Annotated in this window: 19 protein-coding genes; 12 read left to right on the plus strand and 7 right to left on the minus strand. The window is 60.7% G+C overall.

What is annotated here, in order from left to right; translation table 11 throughout:
• The first annotated feature begins 117 nt into the window (after positions 1 to 117).
• The 3 genes from GIW48_RS00965 (at position 118) to GIW48_RS00975 (ending at position 4,175) form a co-directional block, all read left to right on the plus strand.
• Positions 118 to 1,482, plus strand: a complete 1,365-nt coding sequence (locus tag GIW48_RS00965; protein WP_099548377.1) for an MFS transporter — start codon at positions 118 to 120, stop codon at positions 1,480 to 1,482.
• A gap of 11 nt (positions 1,483 to 1,493) precedes the next feature.
• A complete protein-coding gene (gene garD / locus GIW48_RS00970; RefSeq protein WP_176991358.1) occupies positions 1,494 to 3,047 on the plus strand; it encodes a galactarate dehydratase in 1,554 nt (517 codons plus the stop codon).
• Between the two features lie 186 nt (positions 3,048 to 3,233).
• Positions 3,234 to 4,175: an AEC family transporter gene (locus tag GIW48_RS00975; RefSeq protein ID WP_236460310.1), complete on the plus strand. Its 942-nt coding sequence runs from the start codon at positions 3,234 to 3,236 to the stop codon at positions 4,173 to 4,175.
• Positions 4,176 to 4,287: 112 nt separating this feature from the next.
• Here the strand turns inward: GIW48_RS00975 and GIW48_RS00980 are convergent, their stop codons facing one another.
• From GIW48_RS00980 to gatC, 6 genes are all read right to left on the minus strand, one after another.
• Entirely contained in the window at positions 4,288 to 4,668 is a 381-nt protein-coding gene (locus GIW48_RS00980; RefSeq protein ID WP_017138256.1) for a carboxymuconolactone decarboxylase family protein, read from the minus strand.
• Positions 4,665 to 5,711, minus strand: coding sequence for a calcium/sodium antiporter (locus GIW48_RS00985; RefSeq protein WP_236460323.1), 1,047 nt, complete (start codon positions 5,709 to 5,711; stop codon positions 4,665 to 4,667). The genes GIW48_RS00980 and GIW48_RS00985 overlap by 4 nt, the downstream gene beginning before the upstream one ends.
• 56 nt (positions 5,712 to 5,767) lie before the next feature.
• A complete protein-coding gene (locus GIW48_RS00990; protein ID WP_026013786.1) occupies positions 5,768 to 6,139 on the minus strand; it encodes a septal ring lytic transglycosylase RlpA family protein in 372 nt (123 codons plus the stop codon).
• 131 nt (positions 6,140 to 6,270) lie between these two features.
• Positions 6,271 to 7,716 carry an Asp-tRNA(Asn)/Glu-tRNA(Gln) amidotransferase subunit GatB gene (gene gatB, locus GIW48_RS00995; RefSeq protein WP_099548380.1) on the minus strand — a complete coding sequence of 482 codons (1,446 nt, stop codon included), beginning with the start codon at positions 7,714 to 7,716 and terminating at the stop codon, positions 6,271 to 6,273.
• Between the two features lie 10 nt (positions 7,717 to 7,726).
• Positions 7,727 to 9,178, minus strand: a complete 1,452-nt coding sequence (gatA, locus tag GIW48_RS01000) for an Asp-tRNA(Asn)/Glu-tRNA(Gln) amidotransferase subunit GatA (protein WP_065911562.1) — start codon at positions 9,176 to 9,178, stop codon at positions 7,727 to 7,729.
• Between the two features lie 16 nt (positions 9,179 to 9,194).
• Positions 9,195 to 9,482, minus strand: coding sequence for an Asp-tRNA(Asn)/Glu-tRNA(Gln) amidotransferase subunit GatC (gene gatC / locus GIW48_RS01005; protein WP_003188556.1), 288 nt, complete (start codon positions 9,480 to 9,482; stop codon positions 9,195 to 9,197).
• A gap of 210 nt (positions 9,483 to 9,692) precedes the next feature.
• On the opposite strand from gatC, the gene mreB reads away from it, so the two are divergent.
• The 8 genes from mreB to tldD all read left to right on the plus strand — a co-directional run bounded on the left by mreB (position 9,693) and on the right by tldD (position 20,894).
• A complete protein-coding gene (mreB, locus tag GIW48_RS01010) occupies positions 9,693 to 10,730 on the plus strand; it encodes a rod shape-determining protein MreB (protein ID WP_002555108.1) in 1,038 nt (345 codons plus the stop codon).
• Between the two features lie 138 nt (positions 10,731 to 10,868).
• Positions 10,869 to 11,981 (plus strand): rod shape-determining protein MreC, encoded by a 1,113-nt coding sequence (mreC, locus tag GIW48_RS01015; RefSeq protein ID WP_080593785.1) that lies wholly within the window; start codon positions 10,869 to 10,871, stop codon positions 11,979 to 11,981.
• A complete protein-coding gene (gene mreD / locus GIW48_RS01020; protein WP_017138250.1) occupies positions 11,981 to 12,469 on the plus strand; it encodes a rod shape-determining protein MreD in 489 nt (162 codons plus the stop codon). Before mreC ends, mreD begins: the two co-directional genes overlap by 1 nt.
• Before the next feature lie 51 nt (positions 12,470 to 12,520).
• Positions 12,521 to 13,117 carry a Maf family protein gene (locus GIW48_RS01025; protein ID WP_017138249.1) on the plus strand — a complete coding sequence of 199 codons (597 nt, stop codon included), beginning with the start codon at positions 12,521 to 12,523 and terminating at the stop codon, positions 13,115 to 13,117.
• A 71-nt stretch (positions 13,118 to 13,188) separates the two neighbouring features.
• A complete protein-coding gene (gene rng / locus GIW48_RS01030) occupies positions 13,189 to 14,646 on the plus strand; it encodes a ribonuclease G (RefSeq protein WP_010213134.1) in 1,458 nt (485 codons plus the stop codon).
• A gap of 76 nt (positions 14,647 to 14,722) precedes the next feature.
• Entirely contained in the window at positions 14,723 to 18,538 is a 3,816-nt protein-coding gene (locus tag GIW48_RS01035) for a YhdP family protein (protein WP_236460311.1), read from the plus strand.
• A gap of 48 nt (positions 18,539 to 18,586) precedes the next feature.
• Entirely contained in the window at positions 18,587 to 19,435 is an 849-nt protein-coding gene (locus GIW48_RS01040; protein WP_017138248.1) for a carbon-nitrogen hydrolase family protein, read from the plus strand.
• A 16-nt stretch (positions 19,436 to 19,451) separates the two neighbouring features.
• Positions 19,452 to 20,894: a metalloprotease TldD gene (tldD, locus tag GIW48_RS01045; RefSeq protein WP_064450712.1), complete on the plus strand. Its 1,443-nt coding sequence runs from the start codon at positions 19,452 to 19,454 to the stop codon at positions 20,892 to 20,894.
• Between the two features lie 45 nt (positions 20,895 to 20,939).
• Here the strand turns inward: tldD and yjgA are convergent, their stop codons facing one another.
• Complete coding sequence (yjgA, locus tag GIW48_RS01050; protein ID WP_017138246.1) at positions 20,940 to 21,461, minus strand: ribosome biogenesis factor YjgA; 522 nt, start codon at positions 21,459 to 21,461, stop codon at positions 20,940 to 20,942.
• Positions 21,462 to 21,569: 108 nt separating this feature from the next.
• Here yjgA and pmbA point away from each other — a divergent pair, with 108 nt between their 5' ends.
• Positions 21,570 to 22,916: a metalloprotease PmbA gene (gene pmbA / locus GIW48_RS01055; protein ID WP_138449094.1), complete on the plus strand. Its 1,347-nt coding sequence runs from the start codon at positions 21,570 to 21,572 to the stop codon at positions 22,914 to 22,916.
• Positions 22,917 to 22,922: the final 6 nt, after the last annotated feature.

Genomic DNA, 22,922 nt, shown 5'->3' on the forward strand with positions numbered 1-22,922 from the left:
TGTACCTGACACACCGCGGTGCCTGTATCGCAGGCAAGCCAGCTCCCACACAAAGCCGGTCCCGCATACAACAAGACCATTACCCGCAAAAAAAATAATTAGTGGGAGTACATCTTCATGCAAGCGACCAAGCCGACTCACGTCCGCTATTTGATCCTGCTCATGCTGTTCCTGGTGACCACGATCAACTACGCCGACCGAGCCACTATCGCCATCGCCGGCTCCAGCCTGCAAAAAGACCTCGGCATCGACGCGGTCACCCTCGGTTATATCTTCTCTGCATTCGGTTGGGCCTACGTGGCCGGGCAAATCCCCGGTGGCTGGCTGCTGGACCGGTTCGGTTCAAAAAAAATCTACGCGCTGAGCATCTTCACCTGGTCGTTGTTCACCGTGCTGCAAGGCTATGTGGGTGAGTTCGGGGTTTCCACCGCGATTGTTGCGCTGTTTATGCTGCGCTTTTTGGTGGGCCTGGCTGAGGCGCCTTCGTTTCCCGGAAACGCCCGTATTGTGGCGGCGTGGTTTCCTACGGCCGAACGCGGCACTGCTTCGGCGATTTTCAACTCGGCGCAGTACTTCGCTACGGTACTGTTTGCACCGCTGATGGGCTGGATCGTCTACAGCTTCGGCTGGCAGCACGTGTTTATTGTGATGGGCGGCATCGGCATCCTGTTCTCGCTGATCTGGCTGAAACTTATCCACAGCCCGCGCCAGCATCCGATGATCAACGAAGCCGAGTTCAACCACATCGCGGCCAACGGTGCGATGGTCGACATGGACCAGGACAAGACCAAAGGCCAGAAAACCGACGGGCCGAAGTGGGATTACATCCGCCAACTGCTCACCAACCGCATGATGCTCGGCGTGTACCTGGGCCAGTACTGCATCAATGGCATCACCTATTTCTTCCTGACCTGGTTCCCGGTGTATCTGGTGCAGGAGCGTGGCATGACCATTCTCAAGGCGGGGTTCATTGCATCCTTGCCGGCCATCTGCGGCTTTATCGGTGGCGTACTCGGCGGCGTGATTTCCGACTACCTGCTGCGCAAAGGCCATTCGCTGACGTTCGCGCGCAAGGCGCCGATCATTGCCGGCTTGTTGGTCTCCAGCAGCATCATCGCGTGTAACTACGTTGACGTTGAATGGATGGTGGTGGGCTTCATGGCTTTGGCCTTCTTCGGCAAAGGCGTTGGCGCACTGGGTTGGGCGGTGGTGTCCGACACCTCGCCGAAACAAATCGCCGGGCTCAGTGGCGGCTTGTTCAATATGTTTGGCAACCTGGCGTCCATCAGCACGCCGATCGTGATTGGTTACATCATCGCCACCACCGGCTCGTTCAAGTGGGCGTTGGTGTTCGTCGGCGCCAACGCGCTGTTGGCGGTGTTCAGCTACTTGGTGATCGTCGGCCCGATCAAGCGCGTGGTGCTCAAAGAGCCGCCAAGCAAAGGGCCGGAACTGACTAACCTTACCCAAGCGCACTCCTGAGGGGCGATGTAATGCAGTTGATTGAACATGCCGACTCGCCGCGCTCGATTCGTTTGCACGCGCGCGACAATGTGGTGATCGTGGTGAACGACCAGGGCGTGCCGGCTGGCACCGAGTTTCCGGACGGCCTGGTCACCGTGGATTTCATTCCACAGAGCCACAAGGTGACCCTGGAAGATATCCCCGAAGGCGGTGAGATTATTCGCTACGGCCAGACCATCGGCTATGCGCTGGCGCCGATTCCGCGTGGCAGTTGGGTGCAGGAAGACCAATTGCGCATGCCGACTGCGCCGCCGCTGGACAGCTTGCCGCTGTCGACCGAGGTGCCAGCAACCCAGGCGCCGTTGGAAGGCTTCACGTTTGAGGGCTACCGCAACGCTGACGGCACCGTGGGCACGCGCAATATCCTCGGCATCACCACCACGGTGCAATGCGTCACTGGTGTGCTGGACCATGCGGTCAAGCGCATCAAGGACGAGTTGCTGCCCAAGTACCCGCACGTTGACGACGTGGTGGCGCTGACCCACAGCTACGGCTGTGGCGTGGCCATCACCGCGACCGATGCCTACATCCCGATCCGCACCGTGCGCAACCTGGCACGCAACCCGAACCTGGGCGGCGAAGCGCTGGTGATCAGCCTGGGCTGCGAAAAGCTGCAGGCCGGGCAGGTGATGCACGACAACGACAGTTCTGTCGACCTCAGTGAGCCTTGGCTGTACCGCTTGCAGGACTCCAGCCACGGGTTTACCGAAATGATCGAGCAGATCATGGCACTGGCCGAAACCCGCTTGAAGAAACTCGACCAGCGTCGCCGGGAAACCGTGCCGGCGTCCGAGCTGATCCTGGGCATGCAATGCGGCGGCAGTGATGCGTTTTCCGGCATCACCGCCAACCCGGCGTTGGGTTATGCCTCGGATTTGCTGTTGCGAGCCGGGGCGACGGTGATGTTTTCCGAAGTCACCGAAGTGCGCGACGCCATCTACCTGCTGACGTCGCGCGCCGAGAGCAAGGAAGTTGCCCAGGAACTTGTCAGGGAAATGGACTGGTACGACCGTTACCTGGCCAAGGGTGAGGCGGATCGCAGCGCCAACACCACGCCGGGTAACAAGAAGGGCGGGTTGTCGAACATTGTCGAGAAGTCCCTGGGCTCCATCGTCAAATCCGGCAGCAGCGCGATCAATGGCGTGCTTGGCCCGGGTGAGCGGTTCAAGGGCAAGGGCCTGATCTTTTGCGCCACGCCGGCCAGCGACTTTGTCTGTGGCACCTTGCAACTGGCGGCCGGGATGAACCTGCATGTGTTCACCACCGGGCGTGGCACGCCTTACGGGCTGGCGATGGCGCCGGTGGTGAAGGTCTCAACGCGCACGGAACTGGCGCAGCGCTGGCCGGACTTGATCGATATCGACGCCGGGCGTATCGCCACCGGGCGTGCGACCATCGAGGAGCTGGGCTGGGAGCTGTTCCACTTCTACCTGGATGTGGCCAGCGGCAAGAAACAGACGTGGGCGGAGCGGCATAAGCTGCATAACGACATCACCCTGTTCAACCCCGCGCCCATCACCTGAGACCAGCACGGACTCTGTGGTAGCTGGCTTGCCTGCGATGGCGGTGTATCAGTAACGAATGCATCGACTGACACTGCGCCATCGCAGGCAAGCCAGCTCCCACATTTGCTCGGGGTTGCCCAGACGAACCGGGCTGCATGGCTTATCATTAGCCACCTGACGACACCCACCAAGGTTCTCCCCGGCATGCTGGCTATCTTCCTCACCACCCTGACCATCACCGCGCCGGTGTTTGCCATGCTGTTTTTGGGTGTGCTGCTCAAGCGCATCAACTGGATCAACGACAACTTCATCCACGTTGCATCGTCGCTGGTGTTCAACGTCACCATGCCGGCGCTGCTGTTTCTCGGCATCCTCCACGCCGACCTGCATTCGGCGCTCAAACCCGGTTTGTTGATCTACTTTGCCGTTGCCACGCTGCTGAGCTTTGCTGTGGCCTGGGGCTGGGCGATCTTTCGCTGCCCGCGTGAAGACCGTGGCATTTATGCCCAGGGCGCGTTTCGCGGCAATAACGGCGTGATCGGCCTGGCGCTGGCGGCCAGCATGTACGGCGACTACGGCATCTCCCTTGGCGCGATTCTCGCGGCGCTGGTGATCCTGTTCTACAACACGCTGTCGACCATTGTGCTGGCGGTGTACAGCCCGGTGATCAAGTCCGACCCGTGGAGCATTTTCAAAAGCGTGATAGCCAACCCGCTGATCATCAGTGTGATCGTCGCCGCGCCGTTCGCGATCTTCAAGATCGGCTTGCCGGGGTGGCTGGAGTCGTCCGGGCAGTATCTGGCGGACATGACCTTGCCGCTGGCGCTGATCTGCATCGGCGGCACCTTGTCATTGGCGGCCTTGCGCAAAAGCGGGAGCATGGCCTTGAGTGCCAGCCTGGTGAAGATGATCGGCCTGCCGCTATTCGCGACGTTGGGCGCGTGGCTGCTGGGCTTTCGTGGGCCGGAATTGGGGATTTTGTTTCTGTATTTCGGCGCGCCGACGGCGGCGGCGAGTTTTGTCATGGCCAGGGCGGCTGAGGGCAACCATGAGTTGGCGGCGGCGATTATTGTGATCACCACGTTGATGGCGGTGGTGACCACCAATATCGGGATTTTTGTGTTGCAGGCGGGTGGGTGGATCTAAGGTTTGTGGTGTGCTTGAGGGCCAATCGCAGGCAAGCCAGCTCCCACATTTTGAATGTATTCACAGTTCAAATGTGGGAGCTGGCTTGCCTGCGATGGCTATCTAACAGTCACTACTGGTCTGCCTGATACGCCTCAATCACTTCCTGCGCCGCCCGAAACGCATCAATCGCCGCCGGCACACCCGCGTACACCGCGCAATGCAGCAGCGCTTCGCGAATCTCTTCCACCGTGCAGCCATTGTTCAGTGCGCCGCGCACGTGGCCCTTGAGTTCTTGCGGGCACTTGAGTGCGGTCAGGGCTGCCAGGGTGATCAGGCTGCGAGTCTTCAAGGGCAAGCCTTCGCGATTCCACACGCTGCCCCAGGCATGTTCGTTGACAAAATCCTGCAGCGGCTGGGTGAACTCGGTGGCGTTGCCCAGGGCGCGATCGACGAACACGTCGCCCATCACCTGGCGACGCATCTCAACCCCGGGCTTTCTCTGATCGGTCATTGCGCTTCCCTCTTGTGTTGGCGGCGCCAGGCTCGCAGCGTGCTGAGTACCAGAAACGCCACCAGCGCCGGCAGGACGTAATACAACATCAGTTTTTCAAGACGGGTAGCCAAGGGCATGCCGAACGTGAACGAGACCACATGCAATGCGTACACCAGGTACAGGCTCAGAAAGACCAGGCCTTCGGCGCGGGTGACTCGGTAACCGGTGTAGAACACCGGCAGGCACAGCGCCACCACGCCGAGCATTACCGGCAAATCGAAATCGAGGGCGTTGGGCGATACCGACAGCGGTGACGGCGCTACCAACGCGGTAAACCCCAGCACACCGAGCAGGTTGAACAGGCTGCTGCCGATCACATTGCCCACGGCAATCTCGCGCTCGCCGCGCACTGCGGCAATCAGCGAAGTGGCCAGGCACGGCAACGAAGTGCCGACGCCGATCAAGGTCAGGCCGACGATGCGCTCCGACAGGCCCAGGTCGCTCGCCACGTCCACCGCCGCGCCCAGCAGCAAATGCCCGGCCAGCACCAGAATCAGCAGCCCGCCGAGCATCAGCAGCACGCTGCTCAACCACGGCGCTCTGGCCACGGTGTCCAGCGTGCGCGGGCGCCGGGAATGGCGGGTCTGGTAATGCAGCACACCCAGGTAGGCCACCAGCGCTGCGAGCAGTACCAGCCCGTCAACGGGCGTCAACGTTTCATTGGCCGACAGGGTAAACACCAGCAGCGCGGCGCAAATCATCACCGGGATGTCCAGGCGCACCAGTTGTCGCGACACCCGCAGCGGGATGATCAGCGCAGACAGGCCCAAGGTGACGAGGATGTTGAATATGCTGCTGCCGATCACGCTGCCCACGGCGATATCGGTATTGCCGGCCAGGGTGGCTTGCAGGCTGACGGTCATTTGCGGCGCGCTGCTGCCGAAGGCAACGATGCTCAAGCCGATGATCAGCGGCCGCACCTTGAGGCTGGCCGCCAGGCGCACGGCGGCGCGCACCAGGATTTCGGCGCCGAGAATCAGCAGCAGCAGGCCGCTGACCAGTTCGAGCAGGCTGAAGGGCGAGAGGGCGGTGAGTACGGAAATGGCCAAGGCTCCTGTCAGTTGCTCAGCGCTTGCACGCGAACCCGTGCGGTGCCGCTGCCCAGCATACCGAGTTGCTCAGCCGCTTTGCGGGAAACATCGATCAGACGGCCACGGGTGTGCGGGCCGCGATCATTGATGCGCAGCACGACGGATCTGTTGTTGTCGAGATTGGTCACCTTGACCCGCGTGCCGAAGGGCAGGCGCCGATGGGCGGCGGTCAGGGCATTCTGGTTGAAGGGTTCACCGCTGGCGGTTCTATTGCCATGGTGCTTGGCGCCGTAATAGGAGGCGGTGCCGGTTTCGTCGTAGCCGTTGGGGTCGATGAGGCCGCTGGCGCAACCGGCCAACAGAGAGAACAGGGCCAGGAGGCCGAGTAGACGCTTCATGTTCAACAAACCCCCAATTGATCGTTCCCACGCTCTGCGTGGGAATGCAGCCCGTGACGCTCCGCGTCACAAAAGCGGACGCGGAGCGTCCAGTGAGGCGTTCCCACGCAGAGCGTGGGAACGATCAAGTGTCAGCCTTCGAGCTTGCTTTTGAGCAGTTCGTTCACCTGTTGCGGGTTGGCTTTGCCTTTGGAGGCTTTCATCGCCTGGCCGACAAAGAAGCCGAACATCTTGCTGCGCTTGGCTTCGTCTGCCGCACGGTATTGTTCAACTTGCTCGGCATTGGCGGCGAGCATCTCATCGAGCACGGCCGAAATAGCGCCGCTGTCGGTGACTTGCTTGAGGCCACGCTTCTCGATGATGTCGTCGGCGCTGCCTTCGCCTGCGGCCATCGCTTCAAACACGGTCTTGGCGATTTTGCCGGAGATAGTGTTGTCTTTGATGCGCAGCAGCATGCCGCCCAACTGCTCGGCGGTCACCGGGGCTTCGTCGATCTCCAGGCCCTGTTTGTTCAACAGGCTGCCCAGCTCAACCATCACCCAGTTGGCCGCCAGCTTGGCGTCGCCGGCAATGCTCACGACTTTTTCGAAGTAGTTGGCTTGCTCACGGCTGGAGGCCAATACGCTGGCATCGTAGACCGACAGGCCGAACTGTTCCTGGAAACGCTCGCGTTTTTGCGGCGGCAGTTCCGGCAGGGTGGCACGCACGTCATTAAGGAACGAGTCCTCAATGATCACCGGCAACAGGTCCGGGTCGGGGAAGTAACGGTAGTCGTTGGCTTCCTCTTTGCTGCGCATGGCGCGGGTTTCGTCTTTGTTCGGGTCGTACAGGCGCGTTTGCTGGATCACCTTGCCGCCGTCTTCGATCAGCTCGATCTGGCGACGCACTTCGGTGTTGATCGCCTTCTCGATGAAGCGGAACGAGTTGACGTTCTTGATCTCGCAGCGTGTGCCGTACTCGGCCTGGCCTTTTGGCCGCACCGACACGTTGCAGTCGCAACGCAGCGAACCTTCGGCCATGTTGCCGTCGCAGATGCCCAAGTAGCGCACCAGCGCGTGGATGGTCTTGACGTAGGCCACGGCTTCCTTGGCGCTGCGCATGTCCGGCTCGGAAACGATCTCCAGCAGCGGCGTACCGGCGCGGTTCAGGTCGATACCGGTGGCGCCGTTGAATTCTTCATGCAGGCTCTTGCCGGCATCTTCTTCCAGGTGCGCACGGGTCACGCCGACACGCTTGATGGTGCCGTCTTCCAGCGGGATATCCAGGTAGCCCTTGCCGACGATCGGCAATTCCATCTGGCTGATCTGGTAGCCCTTGGGCAGGTCCGGGTAGAAGTAGTTCTTGCGCGCGAACACGTTGTGCTGGCCGATCTCGGCGTCAATCGCCAGGCCGAACATCACCGCCATGCGCACCGCTTCCTCGTTCAGCACTGGCAGTACGCCGGGCATGCCCAGGTCGACCAGGCTGGCCTGGGTGTTGGGTTCTGCGCCGAACGTGGTGGCGCTACCGGAGAAAATCTTCGATTGGGTGGCGAGCTGGGTATGAATCTCCAGCCCGATCACAACTTCCCATTGCATAGTGTTCTCCTCAGAAGCCGGTAGGGGTGCGAGTGTGCCAGTCGGTGTTCAACTGGTACTGGTGCGCCACATTGAGCAGGCGGCCTTCCTGGAAATACGGGGCGAGCAATTGCACGCCGACCGGCAGGCCATCGACGAAACCTGCGGGCATGGACAAGCCCGGCAAGCCCGCGAGGTTGGCGGTGATGGTGTAGAGGTCTTCCAGGTACTCGGCGATCGGGTCGCCGGTCTTGGCGCCGATCTTCCAGGCCGGGTTCGGCGTGGTCGGGCCGAGGATCACGTCGACTTCTTCAAAGGCGGCCATGAAGTCGTTCTTGATCAGGCGACGGATCTTTTGCGCCTTGAGGTAGTACGCGTCGTAGTAACCGGCGGAAAGCGCGTAGGCACCGACCATGATCCGGCGTTGTACTTCGGCACCGAAGCCTTCGCCACGGGAGCGTTTGTACAGGTCGGTAAGGTCTTTCGGGTTTTCGCAGCGGTAGCCGAAGCGCACGCCGTCGAAACGCGACAGGTTCGAGGAGGCTTCTGCCGGCGCGATCACGTAGTACGCAGGAATCGCGTGCTGGTTGTTCGGCAGGCTGATTTCCTTGATCACGGCACCGAGCTTTTCCAGCTCTTTAATGCTGTTGTGCACCAGTTCGGCGATACGCGGGTCGAGACCGGCGCTGAAATACTCTTTCGGCACGCCGATACGCAGGCCTTTAAGCGAGGTATTAAGGCTGGCGCTGTAGTCCGGCACCGGCTCATCGATGCTGGTGGAGTCCTGTTTATCGAACCCGGCCATACCTTGTAACAATATTGCGCAGTCTTCAGCCGTGCGTGCCAGCGGGCCGCCCTGATCGAGGCTGGAGGCATAGGCAATCATGCCCCAACGGGAAACGCGACCGTAGGTCGGCTTCAAACCAGTGAGGTTGGTGAAAGCGGCGGGCTGGCGGATCGAGCCGCCGGTGTCGGTGGCCGTGGCCGCCGGCAGGAAACGCGCGGCAACAGCAGCAGCCGAGCCGCCGGAGGAACCGCCGGGCACGTGCTCCAGGTTCCACGGGTTTTTTACCGCACCGTAGTAGCTCGACTCGTTGGCCGAACCCATGGCGAATTCGTCCATGTTGGTCTTGCCCAGGGTCACGGCCCCGGCGGCCGCCAGCTTGGACACTACGGTGGCATCGTAGGGTGCCTTGAAGTTGTCGAGCATCTTCGAGCCGCAGCTGGTGCGAATGCCCTGGGTGCAGAACAGGTCTTTGTGGGCGATGGGTGCGCCCAGCAGTGCGCCGTTTTCACCGTTGGCGCGACGTGCGTCGGCGGCCTTGGCCTGGCTCAGGGCCAGTTCCTCGGTGAGGCTGATAAAGCTGTTGACCTTGGGGTCCAGCGCGGCAATTCGCGCCAGCAGGGTCTGGGTCAGCTCTTCGGAAGAAAACTTTTTGTCGGCGAGACCGCGGGCGATCTCGGCCAGAGTCATGTGATGCATGAAAGGCTCTTTCCCTTTAGTCGATGACTTTCGGAACCAGGTACAGGCCGTTTTCGACCGCTGGCGCGATGGACTGGTAGGCCTCGCGATTATTTCGCTCGGTCACAACGTCTGCACGCAGGCGCTGGCTGGCTTCCAGCGGGTGAGCCAGGGGCTCGATGCCGTCGGTATTTACGGCCTGCATTTGGTCGACCAGCCCGAGAATGCTGTTCAGGGCTGCGGTGGTCTGTGGAAGATCGGCGTCATTAAGGCCAAGCGAGGCCAGATGCGCGATTTTTTCCACGTCGGAGCGTTCAAGCGCCATGGGTTTCTCCAGTGGAAAACAGAACGGAGGGCATCCGTGTGTTAGATTGTCGGAACACTACCGCATTTCTACGGTCATAAGGCCGCGATTGTGGGGGTTGGTGCACAGAAAGTCGGCCAATTTAGCACATTGGCGCCTTGCCCAAAATCCCTGTCGTTGTTAGAGTTTGCCGCACTTTTTTACCCACGCGTTGCCTAGGGTCCTTTCCCCATGTTCAAGAAACTGCGTGGCATGTTTTCCAGCGATCTTTCCATTGACCTGGGCACTGCCAACACCCTTATTTACGTGCGCGAGCGCGGTATCGTTCTGAATGAGCCATCGGTTGTGGCCATTCGGACCCATGGTAATCAGAAAAGTGTCGTTGCCGTAGGCACCGAGGCCAAGCGCATGCTCGGCCGTACACCAGGCAATATTGCTGCCATTCGTCCGATGAAAGACGGCGTGATCGCCGACTTCAGCGTCTGCGAAAAGATGCTGCAGTACTTCATCAACAAAGTTCACGAAAACAGTTTTCTGCAGCCCAGCCCTCGTGTGCTGATCTGCGTTCCGTGCAAGTCCACCCAGGTGGAGCGTCGTGCCATCCGTGAATCGGCCCTTGGTGCCGGTGCCCGTGAAGTGTTCCTGATCGAAGAGCCTATGGCTGCCGCAATCGGCGCCGGCCTGCCGGTTGAGGAAGCGCGCGGTTCGATGGTGGTGGATATCGGTGGTGGTACTACCGAGATCGCCCTGATTTCCCTGAACGGTGTGGTGTATGCCGAATCCGTGCGTGTAGGCGGCGACCGTTTCGACGAAGCGATCATCACGTATGTACGCCGTAACTACGGCAGCCTGATCGGCGAATCTACCGCTGAGCGCATCAAGCAGGAAATCGGCACCGCTTACCCGGGCGGCGAAGTTCGCGAAGTCGACGTTCGTGGTCGCAACCTGGCCGAAGGCGTTCCACGTGCCTTCACCCTGAACTCCAATGAAGTGCTGGAAGCTCTGCAAGAGTCCCTGGCCACCATCGTTCAGGCTGTGAAAAGCGCCCTGGAGCAATCGCCGCCGGAACTGGCTTCCGATATCGCCGAGCGTGGCCTGGTGCTGACCGGTGGTGGCGCCTTGCTGCGCGACCTCGACAAGCTGCTGGCCCAGGAAACCGGCCTGCCGGTGATCGTCGCCGAAGACCCGCTGACCTGCGTTGCCCGTGGCGGTGGTCGTGCACTGGAAATGATGGATAAACACACCATGGACCTGCTCTCCAGCGAATAAGATCGTTGGTTGCACCATGCTTCGCCCGCAGGCAGCACTTTGCAGTGCTGCCTGTTGGCGTTTATCTTCTTCAATCTGCATCCAGGCCGGTTTGATGCCGTATGAATAAAGAGAACATTTGCCTGGGAGGAGCGGCTTATTAAACCGCTTTTCGCCAAAGGCCCCTCATTGGGCGTGCGCTTATTGGTGCTGGTCGTGCTTTCGGTCGCGCTGATGGTGGTCGATGCCCGCTTTGCACTGCTCAAGCCCGTGCGCAGCCAGATGTCGCTGGTGTTGATGCAGACTTACTGGATCACTGACCTGCCGCAACGGCTCTACCAGGGCGTGGCCAGCCAATTCGGCAGCCGCACCGAGCTGGTCGCCGAGAACGAAAAACTCAAGACTGAAAACCTGCTGTTGCAGGGGCGCATGCAAAAGCTCGCGGCCCTCACCGAGCAGAACGTTCGGCTGCGCGAGTTGCTCAATTCTTCGGCATTGGTCAACGAGAAGGTCGAAGTGGCCGAGTTGATCGGCATGGACCCAAATCCCTTTACCCACCGCATCATCATCAACAAGGGTGAGCGCGACGGTGTCGTGCTGGGCCAGCCGGTGCTTGATGCCCGTGGGCTGATGGGCCAGGTGGTGGAGCTTATGCCCTACACCTCACGGGTATTGTTGCTGACGGACACCACCCACAGCATTCCGGTACAGGTCAACCGTAACGGCCTGCGGGCGATTGCCAGCGGCACCGGCAACCCGGAGCGTCTGGAGTTGCGTCACGTTGCCGACACCGCCGATATCAAGGAAGGCGACCTGCTGGTCAGCTCCGGTTTGGGTCAGCGCTTCCCGGCGGGTTACCCGGTGGCGACGGTCAAGGAAGTGATCCACGATTCCGGCCAGCCTTTCGCTATCGTGCGTGCCGTGCCAACCGCTGCCTTGAACCGCAGCCGCTATCTGTTGCTGGTATTCAGCGACAATCGCACTCCGGAAGAGCGCGCCAACGACGCCGCCCAGGCCCAGGAAGCGGAAGACAAGCAGAACGGTATAACGCCGATCGTTCCCGCAACGGTGCCCAAGCCCGCATTTGTTGGGCCGCCTGCACCGGTGGCAACTCCGGCAGCACCGGTGGCGACGCCCGTTAAACCTGCCACCCACAACGCCCGCCCGGCGAAACCCGCCGCAACCAAACCGCCTGCGTCGACGCCTGCCGCCACACCAGCCGCTCGACCAGCGGCCGCTGCCCCGGCAACCACGCGGCAGAGGGAGGAATAATGGCCGGTACTCATTCACGCAATGGTTGGATCGTCTGGCTGACCTTCGCCATCGGCTTATTGCTCAGCGTCTCGCCGCTGCCGCAATTCATGGAGATCCTGCGACCGCTCTGGCTCGCGTTGTTGCTCGCGTTCTGGTCGCTGACCCTGCCGCATAAAGTCGGGATGGTCACGGCGATGTGCCTGGGCTTGGCGGAAGACGTGCTCTATGGCACTTTGCTGGGTCAGAACGCATTGATCCTCACGCTGATTACTTTCCTGGTGCTGTCGTTGCAGCAGCGTTTGCGCATGTTCCCGATGTGGCAACAGTGCCTGGTGATCCTGGTGATCTTCGGCCTGGCGCAGTTGGTGCAACTGTGGCTCAGTGCCTTGACCGGCAACCGCCAACCGACCTTGGCGCTGGTGTTGCCAGCGTTGGTCAGTGCGCTGCTGTGGCCTTGGGTCAGTTTCGGCCTGCGTGGGTTACGTCGTCGCTATAAAATCAATTGAATGGATTGCGAGGCTCTGCCTGGTTATCAAACTCTACAGGGAGAGTCTGCAATGAATTCGCTTTACCTGGCCTCGGGCTCACCGAGGCGGCGTGAACTGTTGACCCAGATCGGTGTGCCTTTCACCGTGGTCAGCGCCGCCATTGATGAAACCCCTCTTACTAATGAACCCGCCGTTGCCTACGTCGAGCGCCTTGCGCGCGGCAAGGCCGAGGCGGGTTTTGCTGCGCTTGAACAAAGTGTGCAGGCCTGTGTGCTGGGTGCGGACACGGCGGTGATCGTGGATGGCCAGATCCTTGGCAAGCCCGTGGACCAAGCCGATGCCTTGGCGATGCTGATGGCGCTTTCAGGTCGTGAACATGAAGTGCTCACTGCCATTGCCCTCACCGACGGCCATCGTTGCGAAACGCGTTGTGTAAGCAGTCGTGTACGTTTTCGCGCTATTTCTGTCCAGGAAGCTACATCCTACTGGCACAGTGGCGAACCTGCGGACAAGGCCGGCGGCTATGCTATCCAGGGACTGGGTTCGGTGTTTGTCGCCGGGCTCAATGGCAGCTATTCCGCTGTGGTCGGCCTGCCGGTGTGCGAAACCGCGCAACTGCTCGGCCAATTCGGCATACCCTGTTGGCAAAACCTTACCGCGCGCTGAACGCCTTTATTTGCGCGCCAAGCCTTAAGCGATCGGTCACTATTGTGAAAACGCCTGAACGAGACCCAGCCATGAGTGAAGAGATTCTGATCAATATCACGCCGATGGAATCGCGCGTGGCGGTGGTAGAAAACGGTGTTCTGCAGGAAGTGCACGTCGAGCGCACCCAGAAGCGCGGTATTGTCGGCAATATCTATAAAGGCAAGGTGGTGCGCGTATTACCGGGCATGCAGGCGGCTTTCGTCGACATCGGCCTGGACCGTGCCGCGTTTATCCACGCCTCGGAAATTTCCCTGCGTGAAGGCCCGGCGGTAGAAAGCATCAGCGCCCTGGTGCACGAAGGGCAGAGCCTGGTGGTGCAAGTCACCAAGGATCCGATCGGTTCAAAAGGCGCGCGGCTGACGACGCAACTGTCGATCCCCTCGCGCTATCTGGTGTACATGCCGCGTACCGCGCATGTGGGTATTTCCCTCAAGATTGAAGACGAAGCCGAGCGCGAGCGCCTGAAAAAGGTGGTCAGCGACTGCGTAGCGGCCGAAGGCATCAAGGAAGCCGGCGGGTTTATCCTGCGCACCGCCGCTGAAGGCGCCGGTGCTGACGAAATCCTCATGGACATCCGCTACCTGCGCAGGCTGTGGGATCAGATCGGCGCACAGATCAAAACCATTGGTGCGCCGAGCGTCATCTATGAAGACCTCGGTCTAGCGTTGCGTACTTTGCGTGACCTGGTCAGCCCAAAGATCGAGAAAATTCGCATCGACTCGCGGGAAACCTTCCAGCGCACTACGCAATTCGTGGCCGAGCTGATGCCGGAAATTGCCGACCGCCTGGAGCATTATCCTGGCGAGCGGCCGATCTTCGACCTGTATGGCGTCGAAGATGAAATCCAGAAAGCCCTGGAGCGCAAAGTGCCGCTCAAGTCCGGCGGCTATCTGGTGGTCGATCCGGCCGAAGCCATGACCACCATCGATGTCAACACCGGCGCGTTCGTGGGCCATCGCAACCTCGAAGAAACCATCTTCAAGACCAACCTCGAAGCGGCCACCGCGATTGCCCGTCAACTGCGCCTGCGCAACCTGGGCGGCATCATCATTATCGACTTCATCGACATGGAAGACGAAGAGCACCAGCGCCAAGTGCTGCGCACCCTGGAGAAGCAACTGGAGCGTGACCACGCCAAGACCAACATTATCGGGATCACCGAGCTTGGTCTTGTGCAGATGACCCGCAAGCGCACCCGCGAAAGCCTTGAGCAAGTGCTGTGCGAGCCGTGCAGCAGTTGCCAGGGGCGTGGAAAGTTGAAGACCCCGGAAACGGTTTGCTACGAGATTTTCCGCGAAATCTTACGGGAGGCACGTGCCTACCAGGCGGAAGGCTATAGAGTGCTTGCCAACCAGAAAGTGGTCGACCGATTGCTGGATGAAGAGTCCGGTAACGTTGCTGAGCTTGAGGGTTTTATCGGGCGTACCATTCGTTTCCAGGTCGAAACCATGTATTCCCAGGAACAATACGACGTGGTGCTGCTCTGATCCCCAATCGCTTTCTTTATTCGAGACCGGCAGGCGTTGATCTGCCGTCCGCTAACTGCCTTGAGGGTCGCCTGACATGGAGCGTCTGACACGCTTTTTTGCCGCCTTGACCCGTTGGGGCCTGGGCCTGTGCGCCTTGCTGCTGGTACTGGCGGCGGTGTACGTGAGCCTGGGTCGTGAGTTGGTCCCACTGGTGGCGGAGTACCGCGCCGAAGTTGAAGCCAAGGCGCAGGCTGCGGTGGAGATGCCCCTGCACATCGGCAGCCTCGAAGGGCGCTGGAGTGGTTTCGCGCCGATATTGCTGGCCCACGACGTGATGGTCGGCGAAGGCAACAGCGCCTTGCGCCTGGATCAGGTTGAAGTGGTGCCGGATATCTGGGCCAGCCTGATGGCGCGCGAAGTGCGCATCGCCCACCTGGAAGTCAGCGGCCTGCAGTTGAGTGTCAAGGAAGACCAGGACGGCCACTGGGCGCTGCAAGGTTTGCCGGTGCAGGATGACCAGCCGTTGGACCCGCAGCAGTTGCTCACGCGCATGCAGATGGTCAAGCGCGTGTCGTTGCTCGACAGCCAGGTGACATTGCAGCCGTTCGAGCAAGCGCCGTTGACCCTGACCTATGTGGGCCTGAGCCTGCATACCGGCAACACCCGCCAACGCCTGGATGCACGCCTCACCCTGCCGGACGGCCAGCCTTTGGCGCTGAGCCTTCGTAGCCGTATTCGTGCAAGCGCATGGAAAGAGGGCGAAGTCGAAGCCTACCTGAGCCTGCCTCAAAGTGACTGGGCCAAATGGATTCCCGCCAGGCTGACCCAGCAATGGAAGCTCACTCAGTTCAAAGCCGGTGGCGAGTTCTGGCTCAATTGGGGCAAAGGCACCGTCCAAAGTGCCGTGGTGCGCCTCAACTCACCGCAACTAAAGGGCAGTTACGCCGACCGCAAACCTGTGCATATCGAAAACCTCGCCCTGACCGCCTACCTGCAACGCAGTGACAGTGGCCTTAAGGTGTTGTTCGATTCACTGGCGATGAACATCGGCGATACCCGCTGGGAATCACACCTGCAACTGCAACAAAGCGTGGCGACCGACAAAGACCAGGAAACCTGGAAGCTTCAGGCTGACCGCCTTGACCTGACCCCTGTTACCCCGCTGTTGAATGCCTTGGCGCCATTGCCGGAAGGTTTTGCCAAAACCATCGAGCACCTCAAGGCCACGGGCGTGTTGCGCAATGTGTTGGTGGATTTCCGTCCGCAGGACGCCACCGATAAAAAACTCAGCTTCGCCGCCAACCTTGAACGCATCGGTTTTGACGCGTACTTCGGTGCGCCAGCCGCACGGAACGTATCCGGGAGTATCAGTGGCGATTTGGGCCAAGGTGAGTTGCGTATGGACAGCAAGGATTTTTCCCTGCACCTGTACCCGATCTTCGCCAAGCCCTGGCAGTACATCCAGGCCAACGCGCGCCTGACATGGAAGCTGGATAAAGAAGGCTTCACCCTGATTGCCCCTTACATCAAGGTGCTGGGCGAGGAGGGCAAAGTGGCTGCCGACTTCCTGATTCGCCTGCACTTCGACCATGCCCAGGAAGACTACATGGACCTGCGGGTCGGTATGGTCGATGGCGATGGTCGTTTCACGCCCAAGTATTTGCCGGCCGTGTTGAGCCCGTCCCTGGATGAATGGCTGCGCACCGCAATTCTTAAAGGCGCCGTGGACCAAGGGTTCTTCCAGTACCAAGGTTCGCTCAACCATGACGCGCTGCCCGCTGCGCGCAACATCAGCTTGTTCTTCAAGGTGCATGACGCCGAACTGGCCTTCCAGCCGGGTTGGCCGCATGTGAGCAAGGTCAATGGCGAAGTGTTTGTCGAGGAGAGCGGCGTGCGCATCCTGGCCAGCAAGGGCCAATTGCTCGACACCAAGGTCAAGGACGTGTACGTCAATATTCCCCACGCACCGGCCGGTAAAGACAGCCACCTGCTGATCACCGGTGGGTTTGCGGGCGGCCTGGGTGATGGTTTGAAGATCCTTCAGGACGCGCCGATAGGCACGGGTTCAACCTTTGCCGGCTGGAAGGGCGACGGCGACCTGCAAGGCAATCTGGACCTGGACATTCCGCTGGTCAAAGGCACCGAGCCGAAGATCGTGGTGGACTTCAAGACCGACAAAGCCCGTCTTCAATTGGCGGAGCCGACCTTGGACCTGACACAGCTCAAGGGCGATTTCCGCTTCGACAGCAGCAAGGGCTTGAGTGGCCAGAACATCTCGGCCCAGGCATTCGATCGACCGATCACCGCGCAAATTGTTGCCGATGGCAAGCCAGGCAACATCAGTACCCGCGTCACCGCCAAGGGCCAGGTCACGGTCAAGCGCCTGACCGATTGGTTAAAAATCAGCCAGCCGTTGCCAGTGTCCGGTGATATTCCGTACCAGCTGCAACTCACACTGGACGGCGCCGACAGCCAACTGATGGTCAGTTCCAATATGAAGGGTGTGGCGGTAGACCTGCCGGCGCCCTTCGGCATGCCTGCCAGCCAAGGCCGTGACAGTGTGTTCCGCATGACGTTGCAAGGTGCCGAGCGTCGTTACTGGTTCGACTACGGCGAATTGGCGAGCTTTACCTTTGCCTCGCCGCCGGACAAATTCAATGATGGGCGCGGGGAGTTGTTCCTTGGCGCCGGCAATGCTGTGTTGCCCGCAGCCAAAGGCTTGCGTATTCGCGGTGTGCTGTCGGAACTGGATATTGACCCATGGAAAAAACTCGCCAACCGCTACGCCGGTAACGACCCAGGCGGCAGCGCCAAACAGTTGCTCAGTGGTGCCGACTTCAAAGTGGGCAAACTGATCGGTTTTGGCACCCAGCTTGATCAGGCCAACCTTCAGCTGGACCGCAAGCCTGCCGCCTGGGGTTTGCAGCTCGACAGCCAGCAGGCCAAGGGCACGGTCAACCTGCCGGACGCCAAGGGCGCGCCGATTGCGATCAACCTGCAATACGTGAAGCTGCCGGCGGTGGACCCGACCGCGCAGGCCGACGAAAACGCACCGGACCCGTTGGCGGATATCGACCCCAAGGACATCCCCGCGCTGGATATCGCCATCAACCAGCTGTTCCAGGGCCCCGACCTGGTGGGCGCCTGGTCGCTGAAGATCCGCCCGACTGCCAAGGGCCTGGCCTTCAACAACCTCAACCTCGGCCTCAAGGGCATGCAGCTTAATGGTGCCGGCGGTTGGGAAGGCGCGCCCGGCGCCAGCAGCAGCTGGTACAAGGGCCGCCTGGACGGCAAGAACATTGCCGACGTACTCAAGGGCTGGGGTTTTGCGCCGACCGTGACCAGCGAAGACTTCCACCTGGATGTGGATGGCCGTTGGCCGGGTTCGCCGGCCTGGGTTGGCCCCAAGCGTTTCTCCGGTAGCCTGGATGCGTCATTCCGTAAAGGCCAGTTTGTCGAAGTGGAAGGTGGCGCCCAGGCCTTGCGGGTGTTTGGTTTGCTCAACTTCAATTCGATCGGTCGCCGTTTGCGCCTGGACTTCTCGGACCTGCTCGGCAAGGGCTTGAGTTATGACCGGGTCAAAGGCTTGCTGGCCGCCAGTGATGGGGTGTTCGTCACCCGTGAACCCATCACCATGACCGGCCCGTCCACCAACCTGGAGCTCAATGGCACCCTGGACCTGGTGGCTGACCGTGTCGACGCCAAGCTGCTGGTCACGTTGCCGGTGACCAACAACCTGCCGATTGCCGCGCTGATTGTCGGCGCGCCCGCCATTGGCGGCGCGTTGTTCCTGATCGACAAGCTGATCGGTGACCGTGTTTCGCGCTTCGCCAGCGTGCAATACAAGGTTCAAGGCCCGTGGAAGGATCCAAAAATCACCTTCGACAAGCCATTTGAAAAGCCAAACTGAGAGCCTGTGGAGTAGCATGGCCGCATGCCTATTATGGAGTGTCGGCCCATGCCCTTTGCGGTAATTCAAATGGTCAGCCAGAGCGATGTGCTGGCCAACCTGGCACAGGCCCGGCGCTTGCTGGAGCAAGCGGCTGCGGGCGGTGCGAAGCTTGCGGTACTGCCGGAAAACTTCGCCGCCATGGGCCGCCGCGACGTGGCCGATATCGGTCGTGCCGAAGCCTTGGGCGAAGGCCCGATCCTGCCCTGGTTGAAACAGACCGCCCGCGACCTCACCTTATGGATAGTGGCCGGCACTTTGCCGTTGCCGCCCAAGGACCAACCGCACGCCAAGTCCAACGCTTGCTCGCTATTGATCGATGATCAGGGCGAAATCGTTGCCCGTTACGACAAACTGCACCTGTTTGATGTCGATGTTGCAGATGCCAGGGGCCGTTATCGTGAATCCGACGACTATGCTTTCGGCAGTAATGTGGTGGTGGCGGACACGCCGGTGGGGCGCTTGGGCCTGACGGTGTGCTACGACTTGCGGTTTCCCGAGCTGTACAGCGAGCTGCGTGCGGCGGGGGCGGAGTTGATTACTGCACCTTCGGCCTTTACGGCGGTGACCGGCGCGGCACATTGGGATGTACTGATTCGGGCGCGAGCCATCGAAACCCAGTGCTATTTATTGGCCGCCGCTCAAGGCGGTGCGCACCCGGGGCCACGGGAAACCTTTGGCCACGCAGCCATTGTCGACCCTTGGGGGCGTGTGCTGACACAACAGGATCAAGGCGAAGCGGTGTTGTTGGCCGAACGCGATAGCAGTGAACAAGCGTCGATACGGGCGCGCATGCCGGTGGTCAATCATCGGCGCTTTTTCTCGCAGGGCGCGCAGCGGCCTGCTTCAGAACGATGAATTTAAGGCCAAACCTATGAGCGAGTTGTTGTCCTCAGTCAGTGAACACCTCCTGGCACCCGGTGGCGTGACCATCGAAAGTTTGCAAACCGTGCTCGGTGATCTGGCCGGGCCGGGCATCGACGCGGCCGACCTGTATTTCCAGGGCCAGATTTCCGAGTCGTGGGCCCTCGAAGACGGCATCGTCAAGGAAGGCAGTTTCAACCTTGACCAAGGCGTAGGCGTGCGCGCGCAATCCGGTGAAAAGACTGGTTTTGCCTACAGCAACGCCATCACCCTTGAAGCCCTCGGCCTGGCGGCGCGCGCGGCACGCTCGATTTCCCGCGCCGGCCAGAACGGCACTGTGCAGGCTTTCAGCACTCAGGACGTGGCCCAGCTGTACGCGCCGGATAACCCGCTGGAGGTGATCAGCCGCGCGGAAAAGGTCGATTTGCTCAAGCGTATCGATGCGGCCACTCGTGCGCTCGACCCGCGTATTCAGCAAGTAACGGTGAGCATGGCTGGCGTGTGGGAGCGCATTCTGGTGGCGTCCACGGACGGCGGGCTGGCGGCGGACGTGCGGCCGCTGGTGCGTTTCAACGTGAGTGTCATTGTTGAGCAGAACGGCCGCCGCGAGCGCGGTGGTCACGGCGGTGGCGGGCGTACCGACTACCGTTATTTCCTCGCTGAAGACCGCGCCATGGGTTACGCCCGTGAAGCGCTGCGTCAGGCGCTGGTCAACCTGGAAGCCATTCCGGCGCCGGCCGGTACCTTGCCGGTGGTGTTGGGCTCGGGCTGGTCTGGCGTGCTGCTGCACGAAGCCGTGGGCCACGGCCTGGAAGGCGACTTCAACCGCAAAGGCAGTTCGGCCTACAGCGGGCGCATGGGCGAGATGGTTGCATCCAAACTCTGCACCATTGTCGATGACGGCACCCTGGCCGGCCGGCGTGGCTCGTTGAGTGTCGACGACGAAGGCACGCCGACCGAATGCACCACGCTGATTGAAAACGGCGTGCTCAAGGGCTATATGCAGGACAAGCTCAACGCCCGCCTCATGGGTGTGGCGCGTACCGGTAACGGCCGTCGCGAGTCTTACGCGCACCTGCCGATGCCGCGCATGACCAACACCTACATGCTCGGTGGCGAAAGCGACCCCGCGGAAATCATCGCCTCGGTAAAACGCGGGATCTACTGCGCCAACCTCGGCGGCGGCCAGGTCGATATCACCAGCGGCAAGTTTGTGTTCTCCACCAGCGAAGCGTACCTGATCGAAGACGGCAAGATTACCGCGCCGGTCAAAGGGGCGACGTTGATTGGCAATGGGCCGGAAGCCATGAGCAAGGTGTCGATGGTCGGTAATGACCTGTCGCTGGACAGCGGCGTGGGCACCTGCGGTAAGGATGGGCAGTCGGTGCCAGTCGGCGTCGGTCAGCCAACCTTGAAAATCGATGCGATCACCGTGGGTGGCACGGGGTCGTAATGGCCGGAGCTTCGGGTGGCGAAGACCGCCACCCGGGGAAGAGGGTCAACGCAGGCCGCGTTGAGTCTCGTCCAGCTCACGGATGTATTTGAAGATTTTACGGCTGGTGGCCGGCGCCTTGTTATGCGCCTGCTCGTGCTGGGCCTGACGGATCAGGGAGCGCAGTTGCTGGCGGTCCGCGTCCGGGTAGTCCAGCACGAATTTCTCCAGCACCGCGTCATCGCCCGAGATCAGGCGGTCACGCCAGCGCTCCAGGTTATGGAAGCGTTCGTTGTACTGGCGAGTGGAGGCATCGGTTTGATCGAGCAAGGCCAGAATGGCATCAGTGTCCTGATCGCGCATCAGCTTGCCGATAAACATGATGTGCCGTTTACGCGCGATATTCGCGGTGTGCTTGGGAGCATCCGCAAGCGCCCGGCGCATTTCGTCGGTCAGTGGCAATTTGGCAATCAAGTCTTTCTTGAGCGTTGTAAGGCGCTCGCCGAGGTCAACCAGCGCATGCAGCTCGCGTTTGACCTGGGTTTTGCTTTTCTCCCCATCGAGGGAGTCGTCGTAAGAATCAACCATGGTGGCAGTCCGCAAAGAAACGCCGCCATGATAACCAGTCGGGGGCCGCTTGTCCGGCCCGGTCGCTCGATGGCCTTAACCGAAAGCAGAATTTGAGTGGAGAAAACCATGAGTGCAGCCCAAAGCGTCGGTCCGCAAGCGTTACCGGCACTGCAGGAACAAGTCGAGCAGATCCTTGCCGAGGCCAAGCGCCAGGGGGCCAGCGCCTGTGAAGTAGCCGTGTCGCTGGAGCAGGGGCTGTCGACGTCGGTGCGCCAGCGTGAAGTAGAAACTGTTGAATTCAATCGCGACCAGGGTTTTGGTATCACGTTGTATGCCGGGCAGCGCAAAGGCTCGGCCAGTACTTCCGCCAGTGGGCCGGAAGCAATTCGTGAAACCGTGGCGGCGGCGCTGGCGATTGCCAAGCACACCTCCGAGGATGAAAGCTCGGGCCTGGCCGACAAAGCGCTGATGGCCAAGGACTTGAAGGATTTCGATCTGTTTCACGCCTGGGACATCACGCCCGAGCAAGCGATCGAAAAGGCACTGATCTGCGAAGCAGCGGCGTTTGATGCCGATGCCCGCATCAAGAACGCTGATGGCACCACGTTGAGCACTCATCAAGGCTGCCGTGTCTACGGTAACAGCCATGGTTTTATCGGTGGTTATGCCTCCACTCGCCATAGCTTGAGCTGCGTGATGATCGCCGAAGCCAATGGCCAGATGCAGCGCGATTACTGGTACGACGTGAGCCGCCAGGGCGAATTGCTCGCCGATCCAGTCAGCATCGGTCAGCGCGCGGCGCAACGTGCAGCGAGCCGCCTGGGTGCACGCCCGGTACCAACGTGCGAGGTGCCGGTGCTGTTTTCGGCCGAGCTGGCTGGCGGTTTGTTCGGCAGTTTCCTGGGCGCGATTTCCGGCGGCAACCTGTACCGAAAATCTTCGTTCCTTGAAGGCGCGATTGGCCAGAAACTGTTTCCTGAATGGCTGACGATTGATGAGCGCCCGCACCTGATGCGTGCCATGGGCAGTTCCTCATTCGATGGTGATGGCCTGGCCACCTATGCCAAACCGTTTGTCGAAAAGGGCGAGTTGGTGTCCTACGTGCTGGGCACTTACGCCGGTCGCAAGCTGGGCCTGCCAAGCACGGCGAACGCCGGTGGCGTGCACAACCTGTTCGTCACCCATGGCGATGAAGACCAGGCAGCGCTGTTGCGTCGTATGGGCCGAGGCCTGCTGGTCACCGAGCTGATGGGCAGTGGCCTGAACATGGTGACCGGTGATTATTCACGCGGTGCGGCGGGTTTCTGGGTAGAAAATGGCGAGATTCAATTCGCCGTCCAGGAAGTGACTATTGCCGGCAACATGCGCGATATGTTCAAGCAGATCGTCGCAGTGGGTAATGACCTGGAGCTGCGCAGCAACATTCGCACCGGTTCGGTGCTGATTGAGCGGATGACCGTCGCCGGCAGTTAACGGCGC

This window comes from Pseudomonas sp. PA-6-3C (genome assembly GCF_021605825.1).
Classification (GTDB): Bacteria; Pseudomonadota; Gammaproteobacteria; order Pseudomonadales; family Pseudomonadaceae; genus Aquipseudomonas; species Aquipseudomonas edaphica.

Excerpts from the sequence above, each read along its gene's own strand:
- GIW48_RS00965 (WP_099548377.1), top strand. The coding sequence starts at position 118 with ATGCAAGCGACCAAGCCGACTCACGTCCGCTATTTGATCCTGCTCATG.
- garD (WP_176991358.1), top strand. The coding sequence starts at position 1,494 with ATGCAGTTGATTGAACATGCCGACTCGCCGCGCTCGATTCGTTTGCAC.
- GIW48_RS00975 (WP_236460310.1), top strand. The coding sequence starts at position 3,234 with ATGCTGGCTATCTTCCTCACCACCCTGACCATCACCGCGCCGGTGTTT.
- GIW48_RS00980 (WP_017138256.1), bottom strand. The coding sequence starts at position 4,668 with ATGACCGATCAGAGAAAGCCCGGGGTTGAGATGCGTCGCCAGGTGATG.
- GIW48_RS00990 (WP_026013786.1), bottom strand. The coding sequence starts at position 6,139 with ATGAAGCGTCTACTCGGCCTCCTGGCCCTGTTCTCTCTGTTGGCCGGT.
- gatB (WP_099548380.1), bottom strand. The coding sequence starts at position 7,716 with ATGCAATGGGAAGTTGTGATCGGGCTGGAGATTCATACCCAGCTCGCC.
- gatA (WP_065911562.1), bottom strand. The coding sequence starts at position 9,178 with ATGCATCACATGACTCTGGCCGAGATCGCCCGCGGTCTCGCCGACAAA.
- gatC (WP_003188556.1), bottom strand. The coding sequence starts at position 9,482 with ATGGCGCTTGAACGCTCCGACGTGGAAAAAATCGCGCATCTGGCCTCG.
- mreB (WP_002555108.1), top strand. The coding sequence starts at position 9,693 with ATGTTCAAGAAACTGCGTGGCATGTTTTCCAGCGATCTTTCCATTGAC.
- mreD (WP_017138250.1), top strand. The coding sequence starts at position 11,981 with ATGGCCGGTACTCATTCACGCAATGGTTGGATCGTCTGGCTGACCTTC.
- GIW48_RS01025 (WP_017138249.1), top strand. The coding sequence starts at position 12,521 with ATGAATTCGCTTTACCTGGCCTCGGGCTCACCGAGGCGGCGTGAACTG.
- rng (WP_010213134.1), top strand. The coding sequence starts at position 13,189 with ATGAGTGAAGAGATTCTGATCAATATCACGCCGATGGAATCGCGCGTG.
- GIW48_RS01035 (WP_236460311.1), top strand. The coding sequence starts at position 14,723 with ATGGAGCGTCTGACACGCTTTTTTGCCGCCTTGACCCGTTGGGGCCTG.
- GIW48_RS01040 (WP_017138248.1), top strand. The coding sequence starts at position 18,587 with ATGCCCTTTGCGGTAATTCAAATGGTCAGCCAGAGCGATGTGCTGGCC.
- tldD (WP_064450712.1), top strand. The coding sequence starts at position 19,452 with ATGAGCGAGTTGTTGTCCTCAGTCAGTGAACACCTCCTGGCACCCGGT.
- yjgA (WP_017138246.1), bottom strand. The coding sequence starts at position 21,461 with ATGGTTGATTCTTACGACGACTCCCTCGATGGGGAGAAAAGCAAAACC.
- pmbA (WP_138449094.1), top strand. The coding sequence starts at position 21,570 with ATGAGTGCAGCCCAAAGCGTCGGTCCGCAAGCGTTACCGGCACTGCAG.